Annotated in this window: 20 protein-coding genes; 13 read left to right on the top strand and 7 right to left on the bottom strand. The window is 40.3% G+C overall.

Annotated elements, in window-relative coordinates:
• Window positions 1–43: 43 nt before the first annotated feature.
• Window positions 44–835, bottom strand: coding sequence for a rhamnogalacturonan acetylesterase (locus B9A58_RS03040; RefSeq protein WP_084370946.1), 792 nt, complete (start codon window positions 833–835; stop codon window positions 44–46).
• A 176-nt stretch (window positions 836–1,011) separates the two neighbouring features.
• Between B9A58_RS03040 and B9A58_RS03035 the strand changes: the two genes are divergently transcribed.
• The 5 genes from B9A58_RS03035 (at window position 1,012) to B9A58_RS03015 (ending at window position 10,030) form a co-directional block, all read left to right on the top strand.
• Window positions 1,012–1,743, top strand: coding sequence for a hypothetical protein (locus tag B9A58_RS03035; protein ID WP_084370945.1), 732 nt, complete (start codon window positions 1,012–1,014; stop codon window positions 1,741–1,743).
• Window positions 1,740–4,505, top strand: a complete 2,766-nt coding sequence (locus B9A58_RS03030) for a TonB-dependent receptor (RefSeq protein ID WP_084370944.1) — start codon at window positions 1,740–1,742, stop codon at window positions 4,503–4,505. The genes B9A58_RS03035 and B9A58_RS03030 overlap by 4 nt, the downstream gene beginning before the upstream one ends.
• 3 nt (window positions 4,506–4,508) lie before the next feature.
• On the top strand, window positions 4,509–5,678 hold the full coding sequence (locus B9A58_RS03025) for a DUF4249 domain-containing protein (protein ID WP_084370943.1): 1,170 nt from the start codon (window positions 4,509–4,511) through the stop codon (window positions 5,676–5,678).
• A 2-nt stretch (window positions 5,679–5,680) separates the two neighbouring features.
• The gene (locus tag B9A58_RS03020) at window positions 5,681–7,885 is read left to right on the top strand and encodes a hypothetical protein (RefSeq protein ID WP_084370942.1); all 2,205 of its coding nucleotides are present in this window, start codon (window positions 5,681–5,683) and stop codon (window positions 7,883–7,885) included.
• 114 nt (window positions 7,886–7,999) lie between these two features.
• Window positions 8,000–10,030 (top strand): NADPH-dependent 2,4-dienoyl-CoA reductase, encoded by a 2,031-nt coding sequence (locus B9A58_RS03015; RefSeq protein WP_084370941.1) that lies wholly within the window; start codon window positions 8,000–8,002, stop codon window positions 10,028–10,030.
• 3 nt (window positions 10,031–10,033) lie between these two features.
• Here the strand turns inward: B9A58_RS03015 and B9A58_RS03010 are convergent, their stop codons facing one another.
• The gene (locus B9A58_RS03010; protein ID WP_084370940.1) at window positions 10,034–10,696 is read right to left on the bottom strand and encodes a hypothetical protein; all 663 of its coding nucleotides are present in this window, start codon (window positions 10,694–10,696) and stop codon (window positions 10,034–10,036) included.
• Between the two features lie 179 nt (window positions 10,697–10,875).
• Between B9A58_RS03010 and B9A58_RS03005 the strand changes: the two genes are divergently transcribed.
• Window positions 10,876–12,126: a competence/damage-inducible protein A gene (locus B9A58_RS03005; RefSeq protein ID WP_084370939.1), complete on the top strand. Its 1,251-nt coding sequence runs from the start codon at window positions 10,876–10,878 to the stop codon at window positions 12,124–12,126.
• Window positions 12,127–12,187: 61 nt separating this feature from the next.
• On the top strand, window positions 12,188–13,510 hold the full coding sequence (locus B9A58_RS03000; RefSeq protein ID WP_084370938.1) for a dihydrolipoamide acetyltransferase family protein: 1,323 nt from the start codon (window positions 12,188–12,190) through the stop codon (window positions 13,508–13,510).
• Between the two features lie 70 nt (window positions 13,511–13,580).
• Here B9A58_RS03000 and B9A58_RS02995 read toward each other — a convergent pair whose 3' ends face one another.
• Together B9A58_RS02995 and B9A58_RS20165 are read right to left on the bottom strand one after the other, a co-directional pair.
• Window positions 13,581–13,988 carry a DUF1987 domain-containing protein gene (locus B9A58_RS02995; protein ID WP_139793720.1) on the bottom strand — a complete coding sequence of 136 codons (408 nt, stop codon included), beginning with the start codon at window positions 13,986–13,988 and terminating at the stop codon, window positions 13,581–13,583.
• Window positions 13,989–13,995: 7 nt separating this feature from the next.
• Window positions 13,996–14,250, bottom strand: coding sequence for a hypothetical protein (locus B9A58_RS20165; protein WP_139793719.1), 255 nt, complete (start codon window positions 14,248–14,250; stop codon window positions 13,996–13,998).
• A 73-nt stretch (window positions 14,251–14,323) separates the two neighbouring features.
• Between B9A58_RS20165 and miaA the strand changes: the two genes are divergently transcribed.
• Window positions 14,324–15,235, top strand: coding sequence for a tRNA (adenosine(37)-N6)-dimethylallyltransferase MiaA (gene miaA / locus B9A58_RS02990; protein ID WP_084370936.1), 912 nt, complete (start codon window positions 14,324–14,326; stop codon window positions 15,233–15,235).
• Between the two features lie 124 nt (window positions 15,236–15,359).
• Here miaA and B9A58_RS02985 read toward each other — a convergent pair whose 3' ends face one another.
• Complete coding sequence (locus B9A58_RS02985; protein ID WP_084370935.1) at window positions 15,360–15,833, bottom strand: C40 family peptidase; 474 nt, start codon at window positions 15,831–15,833, stop codon at window positions 15,360–15,362.
• 153 nt (window positions 15,834–15,986) lie between these two features.
• Between B9A58_RS02985 and B9A58_RS02980 the strand changes: the two genes are divergently transcribed.
• From B9A58_RS02980 to B9A58_RS02965, 4 genes are all read left to right on the top strand, one after another.
• Complete coding sequence (locus B9A58_RS02980; protein WP_084370934.1) at window positions 15,987–16,268, top strand: ATP-dependent Clp protease adaptor ClpS; 282 nt, start codon at window positions 15,987–15,989, stop codon at window positions 16,266–16,268.
• Between the two features lie 8 nt (window positions 16,269–16,276).
• Window positions 16,277–16,894, top strand: coding sequence for a recombination mediator RecR (gene recR, locus B9A58_RS02975; protein WP_084370933.1), 618 nt, complete (start codon window positions 16,277–16,279; stop codon window positions 16,892–16,894).
• Window positions 16,895–17,090: 196 nt separating this feature from the next.
• Window positions 17,091–18,284: a pyridoxal phosphate-dependent aminotransferase gene (locus B9A58_RS02970; protein WP_084371962.1), complete on the top strand. Its 1,194-nt coding sequence runs from the start codon at window positions 17,091–17,093 to the stop codon at window positions 18,282–18,284.
• Between the two features lie 86 nt (window positions 18,285–18,370).
• Window positions 18,371–20,788, top strand: a complete 2,418-nt coding sequence (locus B9A58_RS02965; protein ID WP_084370932.1) for a response regulator — start codon at window positions 18,371–18,373, stop codon at window positions 20,786–20,788.
• On the opposite strand, the gene hemE is transcribed toward B9A58_RS02965, so the two are convergent.
• Window positions 20,781–21,812: a uroporphyrinogen decarboxylase gene (gene hemE, locus B9A58_RS02960; protein WP_084370931.1), complete on the bottom strand. Its 1,032-nt coding sequence runs from the start codon at window positions 21,810–21,812 to the stop codon at window positions 20,781–20,783. The two genes, B9A58_RS02965 and hemE, sit on opposite strands and share 8 nt — an antisense overlap.
• 107 nt (window positions 21,813–21,919) lie before the next feature.
• Window positions 21,920–23,224, bottom strand: a complete 1,305-nt coding sequence (locus tag B9A58_RS02955) for an alpha/beta hydrolase family protein (protein ID WP_084370930.1) — start codon at window positions 23,222–23,224, stop codon at window positions 21,920–21,922.
• A 133-nt stretch (window positions 23,225–23,357) separates the two neighbouring features.
• Between B9A58_RS02955 and B9A58_RS02950 the strand changes: the two genes are divergently transcribed.
• Entirely contained in the window at window positions 23,358–23,879 is a 522-nt protein-coding gene (locus B9A58_RS02950; protein WP_084370929.1) for a winged helix-turn-helix domain-containing protein, read from the top strand.
• Window positions 23,880–23,894 lie beyond the last annotated feature (15 nt).

Below are 23,894 nucleotides of genomic sequence, written 5' to 3'. Positions count from 1 at the left end.
TACTTGTGAAAAAGCAGACGGGAGTGTCTGCTTTTTCCATTTTTCAGGGTTTGAGTGTCTTTAGCGCATCATATACCAATTTTGCCACTGCCTCTGCACCTTCAGGTTGAAAGTGTGTGTTATCTGATTGCCCTTCTGGATAAGCTTCGTAAAGTCCAGCTGGAAAATTCATGAAATATTGGTTGGTCACATAGTCCTGGCCTTTTGCTGAAAACGCATCCATAGACAATTGATTGAGATCAATAAACAATACATTCATTTCTTCAGCTATTGATTTGGCAGCATCAGGGTATTTGCCATGTACATTTTGAAGATGACCACCTTCCCAAGGATAATTTCTTGCCACTGGTGTAAGAATGATAGGAATGGCTTGTTTGTCACGACTTTGGCGCACATATAATCTAAGAAACTCCCCATAGCCCTCTAGGTTTACATATCTGAGTGGCTTCTGCTCTGAGGCGTCATTGTGCCCAAACTGCATGATGACCAAATCACCAGGTCTCAGACTGTCATACACTTTCCTCCAGCGACCTTCTTGAAAGAAAGTACGAGTACTTCTACCACCTCTTGCCTTATTTATTACCCTAAAGCTATTTGAAACCAGTGTAGCACTTAGGAGCGAATGTTGGTTGTCAAGAAAAAATCCTTGAAATACCTGACCCCAGCCTGTGAGTGGGAAACGTGTTTTGTAGTAGTCTTTTCCTTCATCATAATTGCCTGAATAGTCTGCCACGGTCGAGTCACCTATAAGATAAATCGCAGTTTCATTCTCAGAAGATATACAGGTAGCTAACAAAATTTGACATGCAATTAAGAGATAATATAATGTTTTCATTCAATGAAGGTAATGTAAGAATGTACTGGCCTATATTCAATGATTCACATTATTTCTTCATTCCTATTCATTCGAAAAAATTACTGAGAAAGGATAAGCTTTGCCATTTGTGAGAAATACCGTCCATGTGTTGATTAAATTTAATTTATACTTGTAAAAAATACGGTTATAATATTTTGAATAAGTTACTTCAAGTGGCATTGGCCACTTTTCTCTTTTTACAAGTTTCAAATGCTTTGGGACAATATGCCGTGGGTGACCTCAATCTTGATGGTGATATAGCCGCTTGGTATGACCAAAGTGTCGGATACAAAAACGTTCCAGTACTTGAAGGCTCCTTTTACCCACTGCCATATATAGCTTCAAAGCAGAGCCCCTATTTAGAGAGTAATAAATGGAGTGAAGGACAACTCACTTTTGCTGGAGAACAGTACAATGGACTCTATTTGCTTTACAATACTTATCACGATTTATTGATTATCAGAAATAGAGCAGTCCAGATTTCAGCCATTGAACCTACGCTTCTTAACCAGCATAAAGTGGATGAGTTTGTTATTCACGGTCATCAATTTATCCATTTAAAGGACTCAGTCGCACCTGGTCATGCGCCAGGTTTTTATGAGTTGTTTTTTGATGGACAGTCGATTGATTTTTATATCAAAAGAATTAAAAATGAATATATCAAAGGAAGGGAAATAGTGTTTCAAGATGAGGATCGATATTTTTTGTTCGACGGTCAGCAATTCATAAAATACAAGGGCAAAAAGTCAATGTATAAATGTTTCCCGGAGATTAAAGCCCAAATGAAATCTTACAGTAAGTCCTTGTATATGAATTTGAAAAAAAATCAAGAAGAAGGCATGCTGACCTGGCTGGCTTATGGAGATCAATTATTAACTGAAAAATGAAAAAACTAATACTCCTAGGTTGCTTAGTGATTGGTCTGATACCTCTTTCATCTGCTCAGTTGGTTCAAAAGCTCGACACTACACATTGGATTCCTATTCAGCGGGCCATAGCTTTTATTGAAAAGTCAGAAAACGTTCATTTCAATTACCGCGAGGAGTGGTTGGTGGATCAGCAAGTGGATCGTTCCATGCTGGCAGTCAGTGGGTTAGAGACGAAGATTAAACAATTGTTGGCGTCTACATCTATGGATTATTATCTGATAGGTGATCGAGTTATTTTACTCAATAATACATCAATAGTTACTGCTCCTGCGATTATTCAATTCTTTGACCAAAAGGCTAATGTGGAGGATACAGAAGTGATTTTTGCCCAAGATCAACGGGCAGAGGATCTCTCAGTCGAGGAAATACTCCATACTGTGGGTGTTAGGAGCAGGTATAAGAAGGGAACGAAAAGTACAGTGGCTGGGTATATAAAGGACATCCAAACGGATGAGGCTGTAGAAGGTGCATTCGTATATATCCAGAGCCCATATATTGGCACATCCACAGATGCCAATGGTTTTTATTCTTTAGCTGTGCCAAGCGGTAGGCATCATTTGTTTGTCCAATCCGTGAATATGAAAAACACCCATCGTCAGCTGATGGTATATGCTGATGGGAAGTTGGATATTGATTTGGAAGTAGACGTGATTGCGCTAAATGCAGTGGTGGTGAATGCCAATAGAGAATTGAATGTGCAAAGCCCACAAATGGGACTGACAAAAATAGACCCAGAGCGTATGAAAATAGTTCCTGCCCTGTTGGGAGAAAAAGATCTGATCAGGGTGTCTACTACTACTGCAGGTGTTCAATATTTGGGTGAAGGATCTGCAGGTATCAATATTCGCGGAGGAAAGGCAGACCAGAACCTGTTTCTTCTGGATGGTACACCCATTTACAACACCAATCACTTCTTTGGATTCTTTTCTGTTTTTAATAGTGACGCATTGTCAGGCATGGAATTGTACAAAAGTGGTATTCCGTCTGAGTTTGGAGGGCGCCTGTCTTCTGTGTTTGATGTGAAAACTAAAAAACTAGATTCACGCAAATTTTCTGGATCTGGAGGTATAGGCCCAGTGACATCGAGGCTGACATTGGAAGCACCCATAGGTAAAAAAGGGCCTTCATTGATGGTAGGGGGGAGAGCTACTTATTCAGATTATGTTTTGAAAAAAATCAAGGACTCTCCTTTAAAAAACAATGAAGCTGCCTTTTATGATTTGGTTGGAAAGTTGGATTATAAAATTGGAGAAAAAGATGAGTTAGCTGTTTCTGGCTATTACAGCTTTGATAAATTTCAATTGTCTTCTGATACACTACTTTCATATACAGACTTTTCATATTCCAATAAAGTGCTTTCTTTCAATTGGAAGCACGTATTCAATGATAAATGGCAAGGAAATTTGCATGGAGGAGTGACCAACTATGACTACCATATCGGCTATGACGTGTTGCCCACTCAGTCTTTTAGAATTGATTTTGCAGTAAAAGAGCGTTTGGCTTCCCTCAAGTTTGATCGCTTTATGTCAGAAAATTTGAATCTTAAATTTGGAGCGGAAGCTAAGGTTATTCACGTGCAGCCAGGTAGCAAAACGCCTACTGGGACTGCTTCTCTTGTATCAGAGGATGCCCTTAGCGAAGAGCATGGGAGAGAAACAGCAGTATTTATGTCGGCCAGATATTCGCCTAGTGAAAGGCTGACTGTAGATGCAGGACTTAGATATAACATCTACTCAGCAGTTGGGCCTGGAACAGTGAGAACGTATGCTGAAAATACACCAAAGGATATCAATTTTGTAGTGAATCAGACCGAATACAGTAGTGGTGAACGTATAGCCACCTACCATGGTGCAGAGCCGCGCCTATCAGGAAAATACTCTTTGAACGAGTCTAGCTCTGTCAAAGCCAGTTATGGGCGAACCAGACAGAATGTGCACCTATTGCTCAATGCTGCTTCTGTAGCGCCTACAGACATTTGGAGACTGTCTGGTGCACATGTCAAACCACAAGTGGCTGACCAATGGGCATTAGGGCTTTATAAAAATATCTATGGCAAGCATACCATTGAGCTCTCTGCTGAAACCTATTACAAAAAGATCCAAAACCTTGTAGACTTCAAAGTCGGAGCAGATTTACAATTCAATAAAGCCATTGAAACGGATCTGTTGCAAGGGCCGGGTAAATCGTATGGCTTGGAATTGTCTGTCAAGAAATCTTCTGGTTGGTTGACTGGATGGATCAATTACACCTATTCTCGTTCTCTGATACAACTTGATGGCTCATTCACTGATGAAGTAATTAATGGTGGTGAATTTTTTCCAACAGGTTATGACAAACCCCATTACTTAAATTCTGTTACAAACTATAAATTTTCCAGACGGCTCACCATGACATTGAGTGCAGTTTATGCTACTGGAGTGCCTGTGACATTCCCTATTGGGAAATGGAATTACAAAGACTCAGAAAACCTGGTCTATTCTGATCGCAATGCTTTTCGTGTTCCAAATTACTTTCGTTTGGATTTGGGGATAAACATAGAAGGCAGTCATAAAATCAAGAAGTTGGCTCACTCCTCGTGGAATTTTTCTGTATATAATATTTTAGGTAGAGACAACGTCTATTCTGTATTTTTTAGAGTAGAAGAGGGTGAAGTGAGAGGGTATAAAATGAGCGTATTCTCCAATCCAATACCTACCATCACCTATAATTTTACCTTCTAATCCATGAGAATAGATCAGACATTTATGTTGCTTTTAGTTGGACTCTTGGGATGCGTGGAGCCGTATGATTTTCAGGTGAGCGAAACGGTGGAGATACTGGCCATAGAGGCTGAGTTCTCCAATGAACTCGTGCAGCATCAAGTAAAGCTCTCTATATCACGCGCTCTGGATGAAGATCAGATTACCCCATTGTCTGGAGCCATGGTTTGGATCATGGAAGACGAAGTAGGACAAATAAATTTTGTCGAATCAGAAGGTGGTCTTTATGAAACGGAAAATCCTGTAGCGGGCAAAATAGGTAGCAGCTACGTGCTAAATATCAGGCTAGAGGACGGTACCACTTATCAATCCACTACTGAAGTATTGACAAACCCAGTAGAAATAGATAGTGTATATGGCAAGTATTTGGCGTTGCCTTCTCAAGAAGACGATGCAATTATAGAAGGCATTCAGTTTTTTGTAGACACGCATGACCTTACATCAGAGGCTTCCTATTTTAGATATGAATATGTAGAGGATTATCAAGTTAAAGTGCCTTATCCATCACGTTACGAGTGGGATTTTGAAACGGAAAGTTTTGATTTAAGGGAAATTCCAATAGGTACTTGCTATGCTCATGGAGAGTCGCTTGGGCTTATCATAGCGACTACTAATGGTCTGTCAGAGAACAGATTGAACGAGTTTCCTATTCGAATGGTAGAAAGGAGTGATGCCCAGTTGAATCAAAGGTATAGCATAATACTGAAGCAGTACGCATTGAGTCCAGGTGCCTATCAGTATTATAAAAATCTTAAAGAGAATAATGAATCAGCAGGTAGTTTTTTTGATAAACAAAAAGGTACTATAGCTGGGAATATTGCGCAAATAGGCAACACTGCGTCACCAGTTCTTGGTTTTTTTGAAGTAGCAGGTGTGAGTAGCGACACTTCTTTTTTCATCTCTAGTGAATTTGGCGAGCAGGGATTTCGTCCAGACAAGTTTTATGGGGGTTCATGTAATCCTGACGTAGAGTCCGATACGGTCAATATTAGTGACTTGAATAATACTTTGATGGAAACTTACAATATCGTAGATATTCCGATTATGTCACCCAATTCTGCTATTTTGTTTACCAGGCCATGTAGTGACTGTAGAGTGTATGCAGATATAAACAAACCTGAATACTGGGATTAATAATGAAAATAAACGTAGCGCTATTTTTTACTCTCCTGTCGACTGTTGTATACGGACAATCCAATATCCAAGAATCCGCATATACACACCTAAGTGCTAATGATCTGATCGTTGGGGAGACGTTGTATTTCAGTTCTTATGTCTATAGCGAACGGACTGGAAAATTGTCCGACCTAAGCAAACTATTATATATTGAATTGTTAAAGTCCAATGGGGAGCCAGTGTATCAGACCAAATTATTGCTTGAAAATGGCAAAGGTGACGGGCAGTACTTTATCCCTACAAACATAGAAACTGGAACCTATCACTTGGTAGCCTATACCAGATGGATGAAGAATTTTGATAAGTTTTCAGAACAATCCCTCACTATTGTGAATCCTTACCTCACTCAAAAATTTGAGAAAAAACCTGAGACTATATTGAATGTGAAATGCTCAGTGGAAGGTGGTACACTGATGCCCAACGTAAAAAACAGAGTCGTACTGCGCGTAACAAATCAATTTGGAAAAGGCATACAAACCAAGGGAAAGATTGTGGCAAAAAATGGAGGAGAGACTATAGATGTTTTGACGGATAATTATGGTTATTTTGGCTTTGACCTGCTCCCAAGTACCCAGTCAAATTACCAATTTATTTTAGAGACTAAGAACCAGTTTGAATTTTATGATTTGCCAAGGGTTAGCTCCACTGACATTGGAATGACGGTTATTGATGTGGGGGATGCGTTAGTATTCAAAGTATTGGGTGCATCCAGTGAAGATTTCGCGCAAGGCATATTGAAGATATCTAGTAGAGATCAGGTAGATATTGTTCAAACCATAGCCGTCAATACCGCTTTTTCAGTTCAGAAAAATACCCTGCCCCAGGGCTTATTATATGCTTCCTTCAGTATAGGGTCAGCCAATGTAACTGATAGGATACTTTGGAATGGCCCTTGGAATGTCAGACCTGTTGTGAATCTTGGGAAATTCAGGGCGCTATCAGATGTTAGCATGAGTTTTGAGGTGGCAGATTCTTGTAAATTATCACTCGTTGTAGAGCAAGTGGATCAGATCAATCTGGTTGATAATATCCGATCTGTTTCTACTTGGCGAAACCAATTGACTCCCAATTTATCACCAGCTTTTTTGAACTCTGTTAAGCTAGCTCAGCTAGATGATGTACTCATTGCTTCCACTTGGATTGAAAATGGGGACGCTCCAGACTCAGTAAAGTATTTACCAGAATTCAGGTCTGGACTGGTTCAGGGTACAGCATTTGATAGTTTGGGGAAGCCTGTCGCTCATGTGCCTGTGGGGCTAGCATTAGCTGGAGAAAATCGTCAATTTAGTGCTTCTCGTACCAATAGCGTTGGCGGATTTGTCTTGCCATATAGCCCGAACAATGAGCTAGATGTGACTACCCTTGAGGTGATGAATCATCAGACAAATATGACACTTGCAGTGGAACCTGAATTTTATTCAAAGTATAAATCATTCAATGACCCACCCATATTTTTTGACTCGTTATGGGTAGTAGATATTGTAAAGAGAAGTATTCAAAATCAGTTGATCAATGCATACAGTGATACACTGAATACAGCTAAATGGCCTGAACAACCTGAACAGTTTTATGGGATCAAATCTTATCACTTGGATGATTTTACACGGTTTTCTTCCATGAGAGATACTTTTATTGAACTCATTGTAGAAGTAGGAGTGAGCAAAAAGGAAAAAAATCATGAATTTAAAATGCGCACAGAAGAATCTGCGACAGGCTTATTTTCCAAAAGTCCAACTTTATTATTGCTTGATGGAGGATTTGTCCAGTCTGAAGATTTAATGAATTTATCCCCATTTGTTGTGGAACGGATCGAGGTACTGAACAAACGTTACTATTTCGGGGAAACCATTTTTGATGGCGTGATTTCAATAGTTACCTTTAAAGGAGATAGAGGGGAAGTAGAGCCTGTAGGTAATGATGTACCATTGGTGCCTGTGCAGGCTCATCAGCAAGAGGTGCAAGATTCCATGAGCTCAGGAGATAATGATAGAAGGCCGAATTTCAAGGACTTGCTCTATTGGAATCCAAAGATCCAACACGCAGGAGGAAAATTGCCCATTTCGTTCAGCACTTCTGAAGTCACTGGCCTTTTTGAAATTAGGCTAGAGGGAGTTTCTAACAGTGGCAAACCTATAAGTAGAAGCGCTTATTTTACCGTAGAGTAAGCATGTAATTCCAAAGCATATAAAGTATGCATGCATAATAAATTACTAATCCCTTCATCAAGTCGATAATATCTATTAAAATTAAGGTTACGCATTTAACCCAATAGATAAATCATGGCGCACGCTAAGTATCCTCATTTATTTGAACCTCTTGATTTAGGATTTACTACATTGAAAAACAGAGTCTTGATGGGCTCCATGCACACGGGTCTTGAAGAGACTAAAAATGGTTTTGAGCGAATGGCGACCTACTTTGGTGAGCGAGCTAAGGGTGGTGTTGGATTGATTGTGACGGGTGGAGTTTCCCCTAATCGTCAAGGCTGGGTGGCTCCTTTTTCTGCTAGAATGACCAAATCCATTCATGCCAAGAAGCACAGGATTGTGACAGAAAGGGTGCATGAGCATGACGGTAAAATTTGCATGCAAATTTTACACGCTGGGCGTTATGGATATCATCCATTGAATGTAGGGCCATCTGCGATCAAATCGCCAATTACTCCTTTCAAACCATTTGCATTATCTGAAAGAGGCATTCAAACGACCATCAGTGATTTCGCCAGATGTGCATCTTTGGCAAAAGAGGCTGGTTATGATGGGGTGGAAGTCATGGGTTCAGAGGGTTATTTAATCAATCAATTTATTGCTCAGCATACTAATAAGCGAACGGACAGATGGGGTGGCAGCTATGCGAATAGAATGCGCTTTCCTATTGAGATTGTCAAGGCCGTTCGCAAAGCAGTTGGTGAGGATTTTATAATCATCTATCGATTGTCCATGCTGGATTTGGTGCCACAAGGTAGCGATTGGTTGGAGGTGGTTCAGTTAGCCAAAGAAATTGAAAATGCTGGAGCCACGATTATTAATACTGGAATTGGTTGGCATGAAGCTCGAATTCCTACCATTGCCACCATGGTGCCAAGAGGGGCTTTTACATGGGTCACTAAGAAGATGAAAGGTGAGGTAAATATTCCCTTGATCACAACCAATAGAATCAATAAACCAGATGTAGCTGAAAATATTTTGGCCAATGGTGACGCCGACATGGTATCCATGGCGCGCCCTTTCTTAGCAGATGCAGATTTAATCATCAAATCCGAACAAGGACGAGAAGACGAGATCAATACATGTATCGGATGTAATCAAGCTTGTTTGGATCATGTCTTCAAAAACCAGCTTTCAACTTGTCTGGTGAATCCTAGAGCTTGTAAGGAAACAGAATTGAATTATTTGCCTGCGCTCAATAAAAAGAAAGTAGCAATTGTTGGTGCGGGCCCAGCAGGATTGGCTTACTCCACAACTGCCGCTGAACGTGGGCATGAGGTGACACTGTTTGAAGCAGGTAGTGAGATAGGTGGACAGTTCAATATGGCCAAGAAAATTCCTGGCAAGGAGGAATTTTATGAAACACTGAGGTATTTCAAAAAGCGCATTGAGCTTACAGGGGTAAATTTAAAGTTGAATACAAAGGTAGAGGCCAGCCAATTGGCTGAAGGTGGGTTTGATGAGGTGATAGTTGCGACAGGGGTAAATCCACGAAGCCCAGGGATAGAGGGTCAAGATCACCCCAAAGTTCTGTCATATATTGATGTGCTGAAGCATGAAAAAGCAGTTGGAGATAAAGTGGCAATCATTGGAGCAGGTGGTATTGGATTTGATGTAGCTGAATATTTAAGTCAGGAAGGTGAGAGTCCAAGTTTGAATATCGAGGACTTCATGCATGAGTGGGGCGTAGATATCAAAAATGAAAAACGTGGTGGGCTGGTCGAGCCAGAGATGCCTAAGGCCAAGCGTGAGATCGTGATGCTACAACGGTCAGAAGGAAAAATGGGTGCTCGACTAGGTAAAACTACTGGATGGATTCACAGAACAACCCTTAAGCACAAGGCTGTAAAAATGATTACGCATGTGAGCTATGATAAAATTGACAATGAGGGCCTACACGTCACTATAAAAGGTAAAGACAAACAAGTGTTAGATGTTGATCACATCATACTTTGCGCAGGACAATTACCTGAAAACTCGTTAGTAACCGAACTTGAACAAAAAGGAGTGAAGGTCACCAAGATTGGTGGTGCTGATGTGGCAGCTGAGTTAGATGCCAAAAGGGCCATTGATCAAGCTAGCAGACTGGCAGCTGATCTGTAATTCTTACTTGCTTCTGACTATATATTTTTGTTTGGAAACTTTCTTACTCAATTTCTTAGCGAATTTGGCAATGGAGTTTTCTATTTCCCTTGGATCGATTCTCATGATGATATCGTCAGTCATCAATTGTTTGTCGCTACCTACATGATAAATGTCTGATTGAATCTCAATTCTGTCTGAAGATACAGCATCAAAATAATTGCCATAGGCATAATCACCCCATGAATAGCTTTGACCACCAGCAATGACTACACCACTACTATTGGCTGAGGTAAATCCAGCTCCTGTGTACTGAGAACGTTGATTGTACGAATAACTGTTTTCCTCTTCTATATCTACCAGCCTAACCACTAGTACCCCATCAGCTCCATATTTGTCACAGACAGCCCTCACATCTTTTTTGGATAATCTTTCTGACCCAGCCAATCGTGTTTTGTGGCTGCTTACAGTAGAGATGCCATAGTCACCTAAATCATAACCCAACTCATCCTCCAGTGTCACCCTGTTTTCATTCGTTCTAAGGAGAACGATGAGTAAAAGCTTATTGATTATTGCCTCAGGTGCAGGATCTTGTTTGATAACTTCTACAGGATGGTTTGCCCAAACTAGATTTGAAAATAGGATCATTGCCACGAGGCTGAAAAGGGTCTGTTTAGTAAGAGTCATTGTACACTATTTGAAATAGGCCTCAATATTAATCAATGCCTGGCATTCAAGGGCGAATTTGTTTGAAATATGCACTATATGTCCATCTTAAATTGATAGAAAGGATTTAGTAGTTAATAATTTATATCCTTTTTCTGCAAATGCGTTTATCTTCGAGCAGCAATAATTAAGAGATAATCATGAGAGAGATATTTGCTGAAGTTCTCACCATTGGAGATGAGATTCTATATGGACAAATTCTGGATACTAATACCAAATGGATCAGCCGTGAGTTAGATGATATTGGGATAAAAGTTAGACGAAAAACGGCCATAGGTGATAAAAAATCGGAAATCACTGATGCACTTGAGGAGTCTCTCAAGAGGTCAGATATTGTATTGATTACAGGAGGCTTGGGGCCAACCAAGGATGATATTACCAAAAAGACTTTAGCGGAATATTTCAACATGGAACTTGAGCTTAATCCAAGCGCACTTGAAGATGTAGAGGATATTTTTCGTCGATTTGGCAAAGCACTTACTGATATCAATCGTCAACAAGCTTACCTGCCAGCAGGTTGTAGAAAAATAAGAAATGAAAGAGGTACTGCTCCTGGGATGTGGTTCGAAAAAGACAAAAAGGTGATAGTATCTATGCCTGGTGTTCCTTTTGAAATGGAAGCCATGATGTCCAAAACCATTCTTCCAAGACTCAAGAAACATTTTCCTTTGCCAACCATTGTGCATAAAGTGATTAAAACGATTGGCATTGGAGAGTCATGGTTGGCTGAAGAAATCAGTGACTGGGAAGACAATCTGCCCGAACATTTGGGCTTGGCTTATTTGCCTGGCAAAGGTCAGGTGCGATTGCGCCTGACAGGTGTAGGGGAGGAACGAGAGGCTTTAGAAACTGAAATGGACAAACAAATAGAAGAAGTATTGCCGTCCATTAAAAAGTATGTCTTTGGATTTGGTGATATTCAGATTGAAGATGCAGTTGGTGAGATACTGAAATCTAAAGAACTCAAAATAGCCACAGCAGAAAGTTGTACAGGTGGTTTTTTAGCACATCGTTTGACAGCCGTGCCAGGCAGCTCAGAATACTACTGGGGGTCTGTGATTTCCTATCATAATGATATCAAAAAGGATGAGCTTGGCGTGAGTGAAAAAACACTAGAATCCTATGGAGCTGTCAGTGAAGAAACGGCTTCAGAAATGGCAGTTGGCATACGAAAAAAGTTTAAAACTGACATAGGAATTTCAACAACTGGCATCGCTGGGCCAGATGGGGGAACAGAAGAAAAACCTGTGGGTACGGTTTGGATGGCAATATCCTTTGGAAAAAATGTAGTAACTCGAAAAATTCAGTTACCCGGAACGAGGATTCTCAATATAGAATATACAGCCATTCATGCCCTTAATTTCCTTCGCCAAACCCTTGATAAACAGTGATTTTTAGCGCTAAATCAAGTAACTTAGCAGCTTATTAGACCCGAAACTGTAATAAAACATTATGGCCTTAGTAGAAATGGTAATGCCCAAAATGGGCGAAAGTATAATGGAAGGCACCATCCTTTCGTGGCTTAAAAAAGTAGGAGATACCATCGAGCAAGATGAGTCTGTTTTGGAAGTAGCAACTGACAAAGTAGATACTGAAGTTCCTTCTACCCACGCTGGTGTATTAAAAGAAATTTTGGCGAATGAGGGCGATGTCGTAGAAGTAGGCAAACCAATAGCCGTCATTGCAACAGATGGTGCAGATGCACCTACACCTAGCAAGCCTGAGGCCGAAGTGGTAGAGCAAGCAGAGGCTTTAGTGGCTGAGGCTGTTGAAGCTCACTCGGCCAGTGCCGCAGCGCCTACACCTGTTCGTGAAAAACCAACTTCTGGGAGATTCTACTCTCCATTGGTACTCAATATTGCAAGAGAAGAAGCCATTCCTATGGCTGAGCTAGAAGCACTATCTGGAACAGGTAAAGAAGGTCGGGTGACTAAGAAAGATATTTTGGCTTATGTGAAAACCAGAAAGCCTAATGGTACTCCAGCACCAGTTGCAGCTCCAGCTGCTTCCAATGGTACAGCATCAGCCAAGCCAGCTTCACAACCCGTGTCGATATCTTTTACTGGGGAGGATGAAATCATAGAAATGGATCGCATGCGCAAGATGATTGCCGAGCGAATGGTAGCGTCCAAGCAAACTTCACCACATGTCACCTCTTTTGTAGAAGCTGATGTGACTGAGGTCGTGAAGTGGAGGGGTAAGCACAAAAAGGCATTCATGGAGAAAGAGGGTCAGGCCTTAACTTTTACACCTATCTTCATTGAAGCCGTAGTAAACGCGATCAAAGATTATCCAATGATCAATGTGCAAGTAGATGGAAACAAGATCATTAAAAAGGGATCTATCAATGTAGGCATGGCAGTTGCACTTCCTTCTGGAAATTTGATTGTGCCTGTTATTAAAAATGCCGATCAATTGAGTTTGAAAGGGATTGCCCTGAAAGTAAATGATCTAGCTCGTAGAGGGAGAGATAATAAGTTGACTCCAGATGATCTGAGTGGCGGGACGTATACAGTTTCCAATGTAGGTTCATTTGGTAATGTGATGGGTACGCCTATTATCATGCAACCACAAGTAGGGATTTTGGCTCTAGGAGCCATAGTAAAAAAGCCAAGTGTAATTGAAACACCACAGGGAGATTTGATTGGTATTCGTCATAAAATGTTCTTGTCCCACTCGTATGACCATAGAGTAGTGGATGGTGCATTGGGTGGTATGTTTGTCCGTCGAGTAGCGGACTATCTTGAGAAATTTGATCCTTCGAGAACGATTTGAAAATTCTAAGCTCAAAAAAAGAGGCAATCATTTGATTGCCTCTTTTTTTGAGCTTTTTTACCAAGTTTGATTAATCAAACTGAGTTTCTACGTAATTGAACTCTATGCCCAATAAGTCTGCGTAGTCTTCTCCAGCTTCCAGCATATCTTCATCATCTTCCTCATAGTACCAGTTGATAGATAGGTCAAAGCCATTTTCTTTGACAATATTTAATTTTCTGAAAATGTCAAAAAGGCATTTAGACGAACTTGTATTGAAATATTCAAATTTGAAATTCGCTATCAGATTTTGTTTGCCATTGCGTCCAAACTCTTCAAGATCTCTTATCAGATTGCTATAAAACTGGATTGAGTTTTCTGGGCTGGATTTTCCTCTTAGCTCAAGCAGACCACGATTGGGGTCGAAGTATATTAGGGGTGTAATTCTAGTGGGCCTAACAATCAATTTTTCCATAAATCCTCCATCTTCTATTCTCACAAACGGATTAGCTGGTTTTGTTACCGTCCGATTTGCCGATTAAGTTGCTTATTATCGTTTGAGGTTTGGGTACAGACAAGGAGGGCTGACCTAAGTCAGAATTCAACCTTTTCACATAGTACAAATATTTTTCTCCGTCTGCTGCTTGACTGATTAATAATTTTTTGTACAAAGCATACCTAATAACCTGTCGGCTAATATATTCTTTTAGGTTTAAAATATGAATATAATTCGAAAATTGTTTGATTATCTTATGTTTCATTCTGGCATTTATTTCACCTATTTATTAGGTGTTTTTTTATTTCATGCATGATTGCTTCGATTATCTTTGACTCATGAGCAAGAAGGATCTTTTGGTAGTAGTAGTAGGGCCAACAGCAGTTGGAAAAACGGCAATTACTATTGCTTTGGCTCAGTATTTCAAAGGAGAGATTATTTCTTCTGATTCCAGACAATTTTACCGAGAAATGGAAATTGGGACAGCAAAACCAAGTGAAGAAGAAATGAAACAGGTGCCTCATCACTTTGTGAATTCACATTCTATAGACCAGGATTATGATGCAGGCGCCTTTGCCCAGGGAGCAGAAGAATTATTAAAAAATCTCTTTCAGAAAAACCAAGTTCAATTTATGGTAGGTGGTTCAGGCTTATATGTAAAGGCTTTTTGTGAAGGTTTAGACGAAATGCCTGAAACTGACCCTGTGCTAAGATCTGAACTAAATAAACAGCTGGAAGGTGAAGGATTGGAGGCTTTGCTTTTAGAGTTAAAAAATAGCGATCCTGTATATTATGAACAAGTGGATCGAAAAAATCCTCAACGAGTGATCCGTGGGTTGGAAGTTACACGTTCTACTGGTCTACCCTATTCACAATTTCGACGAGGAAGTAGCAAAAAGGAACATGCATTTGATATTTTGAAAATAGGATTGGAAATGGATCGCGCGGAACTCTATGAGCGGATTGATCGTCGCATGGATTTGATGATTGAGAAGGGGTTGTTTGATGAAGCTCAATCGCTTTATCCACAAAAAAATAAGAATGCTTTGCAGACCGTGGGCTACAAGGAAATTTTTGACTTTTTAGAAGGTGGGTATGAGAAGCAGGAGGCGATTAGACTACTCAAGCGAAATTCAAGAAGATATGCCAAACGTCAAATGACCTGGTTTCGAAAGGACTCAGAAATTCAATGGTTTAAGCCTGATCAATTGGATGCCATCATAGAAGAAATTAAATGTCGAATAGAATGAGAAAGGAAAGGTTTTTCGCTTATTTGAAGTTCTTAAAGAATTTTTTGTAAATCCTTTTCAACCGTCGATCACTTTTTTCGTCAGTCACAACTAAGCCATTTACAGTCCTCTACAGCCAACTTATCTAATTAATTACTCTTCTGAATGCCTTTACATTTTTTTTGTAATAGTCAGCATTGAGATCAGATACAATGACTCCCTGTGAAGTAGAAGCATGAATAAAATAAATACCATCGTTTGAGACAGAGGTGATCATGCCGCTGTGGTACCATTTTTCTCTCTTTGCCTTGAACTTGAAGAAAACAATGTCACCTTGCTTTATTCCTCCCCAGCCAACTTTTTTTCCGTATTTTGATTGTGATTTGGCCGTACGTGGTATTTGGTAGCCAGCACGTGCATAAGAGTTTTGCATCAGGGCAGAACAATCTATGCCAGCCTTGGAGGTGCCACCATATCTGTATGGAGTGCCTTTGTAGGTATAGGCCGTATCTATTACTTTTTGAATGTCTTGTGCTCTTTTTCTTTTCTTCTTCTGAGCGTCAGCACCACCTGCAAGGAGGAGGAGAAGTACCAGAAGTATCCAGCTTGTTTTTTGCATATTTTAAATTTGTTTCCTGTCAATCAGTAATAATGCCAAATTTATCACCTCACGTTTTTAATGACGATTCCATCTTGGGAATTTTACAATAATTATCTTTGTTGAAATTTGAAACGCAATTATTATTGCAAACAGCATAAAAAAGGAATAATTATGTCTTGGCAATTTGAGGAAGAAGAGCTAGTAGATGTATTGGAGGATGAGAAGGAAGACGAAGGTAGAACCCTTGTAGTTTTTAATGATGAGGTCAACTCATTTGATCATGTAATTGATACACTGATTAAAGTGTGCAAGCACGAAAGGGTACAGGCCGAGCAGTGCACCTATATCATTCACTTTAATGGCAAATGTCAGGTGAAGAAGGGTACCTATGAGAAGCTCAAACCAATGAAGGAAGGCATACTAGATGCTGGAATAAACGCAGTGATTAATTAAATAACTGAATGGAATTTCCAAGTGAATTGATTGAAGAGGCGGTAAAGGAAATTTCCAAACTACCTGGTATTGGTAAAAAAACAGCACTTAGACTTGCCCTTCATTTGCTCAAAGAGCAGGAAGCTACCACGGAAAACCTATCAGCCGCACTTATACGACTAAGAAAAGAAACCAAATACTGTGGCACCTGCCATGTGATCTCTCATACCACGGATTGTACCTGTCGTACCATAAGTAGAGACTTGTCCGTGATATGTGTGGTAGTGGATACTCCGGATTTATTGGCGATTAGAAGTACTGGGCAATATCAAGGAATGTTTCATGTGTTAGGAGGTGTGATCTCTCCTATAGAAGGAATAGGCCCTGAAAATTTACACATAGACTCTTTGGTAGAACGAATAAATGCATCCGCAGGAGAAGTGAAAGAAGTGATATTGGCGCTGAGTGCTACTATGGAAGGAGACACCACTTGTTTTTATCTTTCCAGAAAGCTGGAGAAGACTGGAGTGAAAATCACCACTATAGCTAGAGGAATACCAGTAGGGGGTGAGTTGGAGTATGCAGATGAAGTCACTTTGGGGCGTAGCATAGTCACTCGAACCAATTATACTTCAGGACATATTTAGCAAATTGTTCTCTTTTTTAAAGAGTTGTCCTTTTCGAATCTCGTAGAGGAATCCCTATATCTTTGGAACTGAATGCAGTAAATCAGTAGTTTTTTGAACATATTTTAATGTAGTTGTTAAAATTTTTAATCTGATTGCTGTGCGATTGGCTGAGAGCTTATCTACTTTTGCCATATTATTTCAAGAAAATCAATCAATGGAACACTTATCGGATAGGATCAAAAACATGGCAGAGTCTGCCACGCTGGCGATGGCTGCTAAAGCTAGAGAATTCAAAGAAAATGGAATAGATGTGATCAGTTTAAGTCTGGGAGAACCAGATTTCAAAACGCCTAAACACATCCAAGAAGGAGCCAAGGAAGCCATTGATTCTGAAAAATATTTTGCTTATCCTCCTGTAAATGGATATGCAGATTTGAGACAAGCCATAGCTGAAAAATTCAAGAACGAAAATGGCCTGAACTACACAGCTGATCAGATCGTCGTATCTAATGGAGCCAAACAGTCGATTGTAAACGTGATGATGGCATTGGTGAACCCAGGTGATGAAGTGATTGTACTTTCCCCATATTGGGTAAGTTACACAGCTGCTATTGAGTTGGCAGAGGGTACGCCAGTATTGGTGAAGGGTGGTATTGAAAATGATTTCAAAGCTACTGCAGAGCAAGTGAAGGCGGCTTTGACTGATAAGACAAAAGCAATCATATTTTCTTCTCCATGTAATCCTACAGGATCTGTATTTACAGAAGAGGAGCTATCTGCAATAGCAGATGTATTGAGAGACACCTCCGTGATAGTGATCTCTGATGAGATATATGAGCATATCAATTTTTCTGGCGCTCACGCCAGTATAGGTGCTTTGCCGGGCATGTTGGATCAAACGGTTACCATCAATGGCATGGCAAAAGGATTTGCCATGACAGGGTGGAGAGTAGGATATATTGGTGCGCCTACCTGGATTGCCAAGGCATGTTCTAAAATTCAAGGTCAAGTGACTTCTGCTAACTGTAGCATTGCTCAAAGAGCAACTTTAACTGCTTTGACTAGTGATTTGGGACCCACTAAGGCCATGACAGAACAGTATGGTAAGCGCAGAGAGTTGGTGTTTGGGTTGCTAAACGATATCCCTGGTGTAAAGACCAATATGCCAGAGGGAGCTTTTTATTTCTTCCCGGATGTAAGTAGCTATTTTGGAAAGTCTAATGGTACCAACACGATCAAAAATGCCAGTGATCTTTGCTTGTATCTTTTGGAAAATGCACATGTATCCTTAGTGACTGGTGAGGCATTTGGTGATCCAGATTGCATCCGTTTGTCTTATGCAGCTTCTGAAGAAAACTTAAAAGAAGCACTCAAGAGAGTAAAAGAAACACTAGCTAAACTAAGCTAAAACTAACGTTAAAAGAGGGTTGCTTAAGCTAGCAATCCTCTTTTTCTTTCTCTTATATCGGCTGATTTAGTTAGTTTTATCTCTCAATGAATTCAGCCTGGAGTTTTACATTTCATTTTGCCACACCAAGCCCACTAAAGCACTTGATTCTTGGCTTGCTGATGCTCAGTTTTTGGGCTTCTGATGCACAAGAATTGCCCAAGGCGAAACAGGGGGTTTTGGATTTAAGAACCTGGCAATTTCAGAAAAATCAACCCATTTCTCTTGCAGGAGAATGGGAGTTTTATTGGGAAAGGATTTTATATCCAGCCGATTTTGACTCCATGAAAATTTCTCCAGTTTATCGCGAATTCCCCAAGTTGTGGAAAGGTGATGTGGTGAATGGAGACACAGTTAGCTCAGAAGGCTATGCTACACAGCGCCTGCAAGTAGTGGTCAACTCAGTCACGCCAGAACTAGCGATTACCATACCTCACTTTTATTCTTCTTATCTACTCTTTCTCAATGGAGAATACATTGGTTCTAATGGGCAGGTGGGTGCATCAGAGCATACATCAAAACCACATTGGCAATACATGACCCGTGAGTTTAAGGTTACTTCTGACACACTAGAAGTGGTTTTGCAAATCTCAAATTTTGAGCATTCGCGGGGTGGAAGTTTCTATGACATCAAATTAGGAGAAAAAGTAAAAATGCAGACGATTGAAGGCCGAGAACGGGCTTTTGATCTCATCATGTCTTCGAGTTTGTTTTTTATAGGGCTCTTTTTTATGGTGCTATTTTGGTTTGGTCGTCACGAAAAGCAAATTCTGTATTATTCATTGTTCTGCCTGTTTTATAGTTATAGATCTATAGGCTCTGGAAGTTATACGTTGCACTCTCTGTACCCAGAATTGCCTTGGCTGCTCACACTCAAGGCGGAATACATTACCATGTTTATGGCTGGGCTTTTCTTCTCCTATTATTCCTATTATTTATATAAAAGAGAAACGTCTAGACTGTTTTTGTTATTAGTAACTATAATAAGTGGCACATTCGTTTTAATGACCCTTTTTGCCCCAGTAAAATTCTTCACCACATTAGTAGGGCCATATTCTGTTACAGTGCTAATTGGTTTTGTGTATATGATGTACACTTATGTCATGGCAGTCATGAATAAAAGAGAGGGGTCGCTCATGTCACTCGTCAGTTCTTTCTTGCTGTTTTTAGTGATGGGAGCAGTGATTTTAGAACATTTCGGGTGGTTGAAGAACTCCATGCTTTTCTATTTTGTAGGGTATCAACAATTTTTCTTCTTCCAGTCTATCATTCTATTTTATAGATACAACAGGAAGATAGAGATAGCCAAAGAAAAAGCGGAATCTGCTGCACGATCCCAATCGGACTTTTTATCTATGATTTCTCACGAAATCAGAACACCACTAAATGCCGTAATAGGGCTCACCAATTATTTGATTGGTGATAAACCTAAAAAACAGCATGCAGATGATCTTAAGACATTGAAGTTTTCGGCAGAACATTTGCACGTACTGATCAATGATGTGCTGGACTATAGTAAACTAGATGCTGGCAAAATCGAATTCGAAGAGGTGGATGTGAATGTGGTAGATATGGCAAAAAATATCACCAAGGGATTTGATACCAGAGCCAAGGAAAAGGACATCTATTTGAATTTTTTATATGATGAAGATATTCCAAATTTCATTGTTTGTGATGGCTTAAGACTGAGTCAGATTCTCACTAATTTGATTGGCAATGCCATAAAATTTACTGATGAGGGAGGCGTGACTTTAAGCATGAATATCATCATGCAAACAAAGAAAAGAGTATCCATCAAGTTTTCTGTAGAGGACTCTGGGATTGGTATTCCTAAGGATAAACTCAAAACTATTTTTGATAGCTTCTCACAAGCCTCAACTTCTACGACTCGGGAGTACGGGGGGACAGGTTTGGGATTGTCTATTACCAAACGGATACTGGACATGCAAAACACGAAGATTAATGTTTTCAGTGTAGATGGGCAAGGTTCTAGATTTTATTTTACTCAAACATTTGCAATCAGCAACAATCAGGAGAAAGTGACAGAAAAAACATTAGAGACGCATAATCAATTAGAAGGAAAGAGCATCTTGCTTGTAGAGGACAATCCAGTGAATGTAATGGTGGCCAAGAAATTCTTGTCGCGATGGGATATCAAAGTAGATGTGGCTGAAAACGGTCGTGAGGCACTGGAAAAGACAGCCATAGAGACTTACGATCTGGTATTGATGGATTTGCAAATGCCTGAAATGGACGGGTATACAGCTTCAGAAGAACTGAGAAAAAGAGGCTTCAAAACACCCATTCTGGCTTTGACAGCTTCTGTCATGTTGGACGTAGGTGATCGTGTGTTCAAGTCGGGCATGAATGATTTTATCACCAAACCTTTCGATCCAGACGATCTTTTCAATAAAATCAGATTGCATATAGAGAAGCAGGAAGCCTCAGAAAAGGAAATCAACTAGCCTTCCAGTGCTTAACTGTTTCAATAAACACCTTTACCTTTTCAGGACTGATGTCAGGATATACTCCATGTCCCAAATTGGCAATGTGTCTATGTCCACCAAATGCTTCTAACATTTCTATGGTGTGCAATTCAATTTCAGCATTAGTACCATAGAGCACACAAGGGTCTAAATTACCCTGAAGCGTCTTGTCTGGGCCGATCAACCTACGTGAAGGAGCTACTGCCATATTCCAATCTAAGCCTATAGTCTCACAGTTCAACTGTCCCATTTGCTTACGCGCGAAATAGGCGCCCTTGGCAAATACAGTAACAGGCACGATATCTATGGCATCACAGATTCTAGAGATGTATTTCAAACCAAATTCCTCGTATTGTGCTGGAGAGAGGATGCCAGCCCATGAGTCAAATATTTGCACCAAATCGGCACCACACTTGATCTGCATTTGCAGGTACTTGATGGTGCTTTCCGTGATCATATCTAGTAGCTTGTGCGAAAGTGCTGGCTCCGTGTAGAGCATTTTTTTGGCTTTGGAGAATGTTTTGCTTCCTGCCCCTTCTACCATATAGGAAAATATCGTCCAGGGAGCGCCTGCAAATCCTATCAAAGGCACGCGGCCGTTCAATTCACTTTTGGTGATTTTGATCGCCTCAGCTACATAATTCAAATCTACTTCTGGATCTGCTATTCTGATTTTCTTAAGGTCAGCTTCTGATTGGATCGTATTTTCGAACCATGGGCCTTTTTTCTCAATCATCTGATAGGGCAAACCCATGGCCTCAGGAATAACCAAAATATCGGAGAAGATAATTGCTGCATCTACGCCCAATATATCTACTGGCTGCAGCGTGACTTCAGCAGCCAGTTCAGGTGTAGTAGCCAACTCAATAAACCCACTTACGCTCTCTCGTACCTTGCGATATTCAGGAAGAATACGCCCTGCCTGACGCATCAGCCATACAGGTACTCTTTCGGTTTCTTCACCACGGGCAGCTCTCAGTAGCAGGTCGTTTTGTAATAGCATAGGGTACAATTATATAAGGCCGCAAAGATAATAGGTGACGGGAGAAATGGGATGAGATGATTCGAAGAAATGCAGTTTTTTGAATAAAATCCTAGTGGATGTTATTTTTACTCACCATTTATGAATTGCAATATGTGCTTCAGAAAGGGTTCGGGTTGCTTCCGCCATTCCCAATAGGCTTTGGGCCAATTCCATTGACCACCTTTCAGACCTTGAAAGGTATTCATGTCATGAATGGCACCTTCAATTATTTTAACTTCATAATTAACCTGGGCATCGTCCAAATAAGTGCGCATCAGCGCTGTATTTTCTTTCGGCGGAACCAATGGATCAAACTCCGCAAACAAACTTAGCGTTCTGCATTTGATGTTTTTCAAGGTCATTTCAGGATCGTAATCATTCTTTCTCCACCAGTCGATATCTTCTTTTACTTCAGGACTGTTAACATACTCCACCCAATCTTTATTTTTTATATCATCCCAATAGGCATCCAGAATGGCATAGGTATTCTTGGAGTTATCCTTTACATATTGAAAATAAAGTTCGGTATAAGTGATGGCTGAATCAACTGCGACTTGCTTCCATCCATCCGCTTGCATGGTGTTTGCCACTCGATGAATGTCTTGCTGGAACATGGATACGGCGGGTCCAACATTTAAGATGAGAAAATCACAATCCTTACTTTTATTTGCAGCCATGGGAGCTATCCAACCACCCTGGCTCGTCCCAAGAAAACCAATTTCACCCGTTTTAAAATCTTTTCTGCCGACGAGGTAGTCCAGGGCAGCGAGTGCGTCATTTGCTAAGGTTTCGATCGATGCATTTTCAAAATTTCCCATGGAATGTCCTGTACCTCGTTTATCATAGAGCAAAACGCCTATACCATTTTTTGCCAATCGGTAGCCCAGAGAAATATAATAAGGCGACGAGCGATATTGAGCACCCGAACCATGTACCAATATCACATAATTGGTAGTTTTACCCAATGGCTTCGTTGGCTGGTAAATCATACCAGCCAATTGGATTGCTCCATTGGCGAATGATATTTCTTCTTTCTTGTAAGGTTTTTCTCTGGTGGCTGTCTTTTTTACATGCAGCCGAATTTTTGGATTCCAGTTTTCACTGATCCCCGTGATGACTTCTTGCTGTTCGTTGACAAAACAAAAGAAGTTGCCGTAATAAAATTTGATATGGAGTGTATCATTTTTTAATTCGATGCGATCTATGGGCACATCAAATGATCCGATTTCAGGAATTTCGTATGTGGCTTTTTGCATGCCCTCGGCTACATAAAAATCAAAATTTACGAGCTGTATTGAACCTTCTCTGCTTACTGCCCCCTCAAATCGTCCGGTCAGATGTTGGGCATGTAAGCAGTAAGTACCCAGCAGTAATATGATAAGCGGTTTCATTATTTTTTGTGGAAAGGTACGACTAGCCGGATAGAATGCACTTGATAAAACCTATAGAAAACCTTTTGTTTTTCTATTTTAGGTAATGACAGCTAAATAATACTTAATTATGAGGAAGTAAATAGAAAATGATATGATTAGGATTTCCAGCGATATTGAAATCTATCCAGACACGAACGAAGTAATGACTATGGCTGATGATCATGTGAAGCATAGGACAAAAGTAGAACCTCGAATCATGCATGTGCTTCAAATTCTAATGAACAACAGCCCGCAGGTGGTTTCTAGAGAACAGCTCATTGATGAAGTCTGGGATAACTATGGCGGAGCAGATGACGCTTTGAATCAGGCGATTTCTCACTTGAGAAAAGTCCTCAATGACACGAACAAAAATGATCGAATCATAGAAACCGTGGTAAAGAAGGGGTACCGTTTTACGGGTGAATTGGGCGTGAACTATCAAAGCTCACAAGAGCCAAACCATAAGTTTCGACTTTCAACACGCTGGATAGCACTGATCGCCATAGTCATGCTTTTTCTTTTGTTTGTGATTTACTGGATAAGATCAAGCGAGTCATATGTACCTAAAGCACCAATGGATAAAGGCACGCCTTACACCACTAATGAGCCTGTACCGAAGAGCGATCGAGAGTAATCAAAAACCGGAGCT

The sequence above is a fragment of the Reichenbachiella faecimaris genome (assembly GCF_900176375.1).
GTDB lineage: Bacteria > Bacteroidota > Bacteroidia > Cytophagales > Cyclobacteriaceae > Reichenbachiella > Reichenbachiella faecimaris.
The sequence above is the reverse complement of the archived record's forward strand: the minus strand, read 5'-3'. Positions and strand labels throughout refer to the sequence as shown.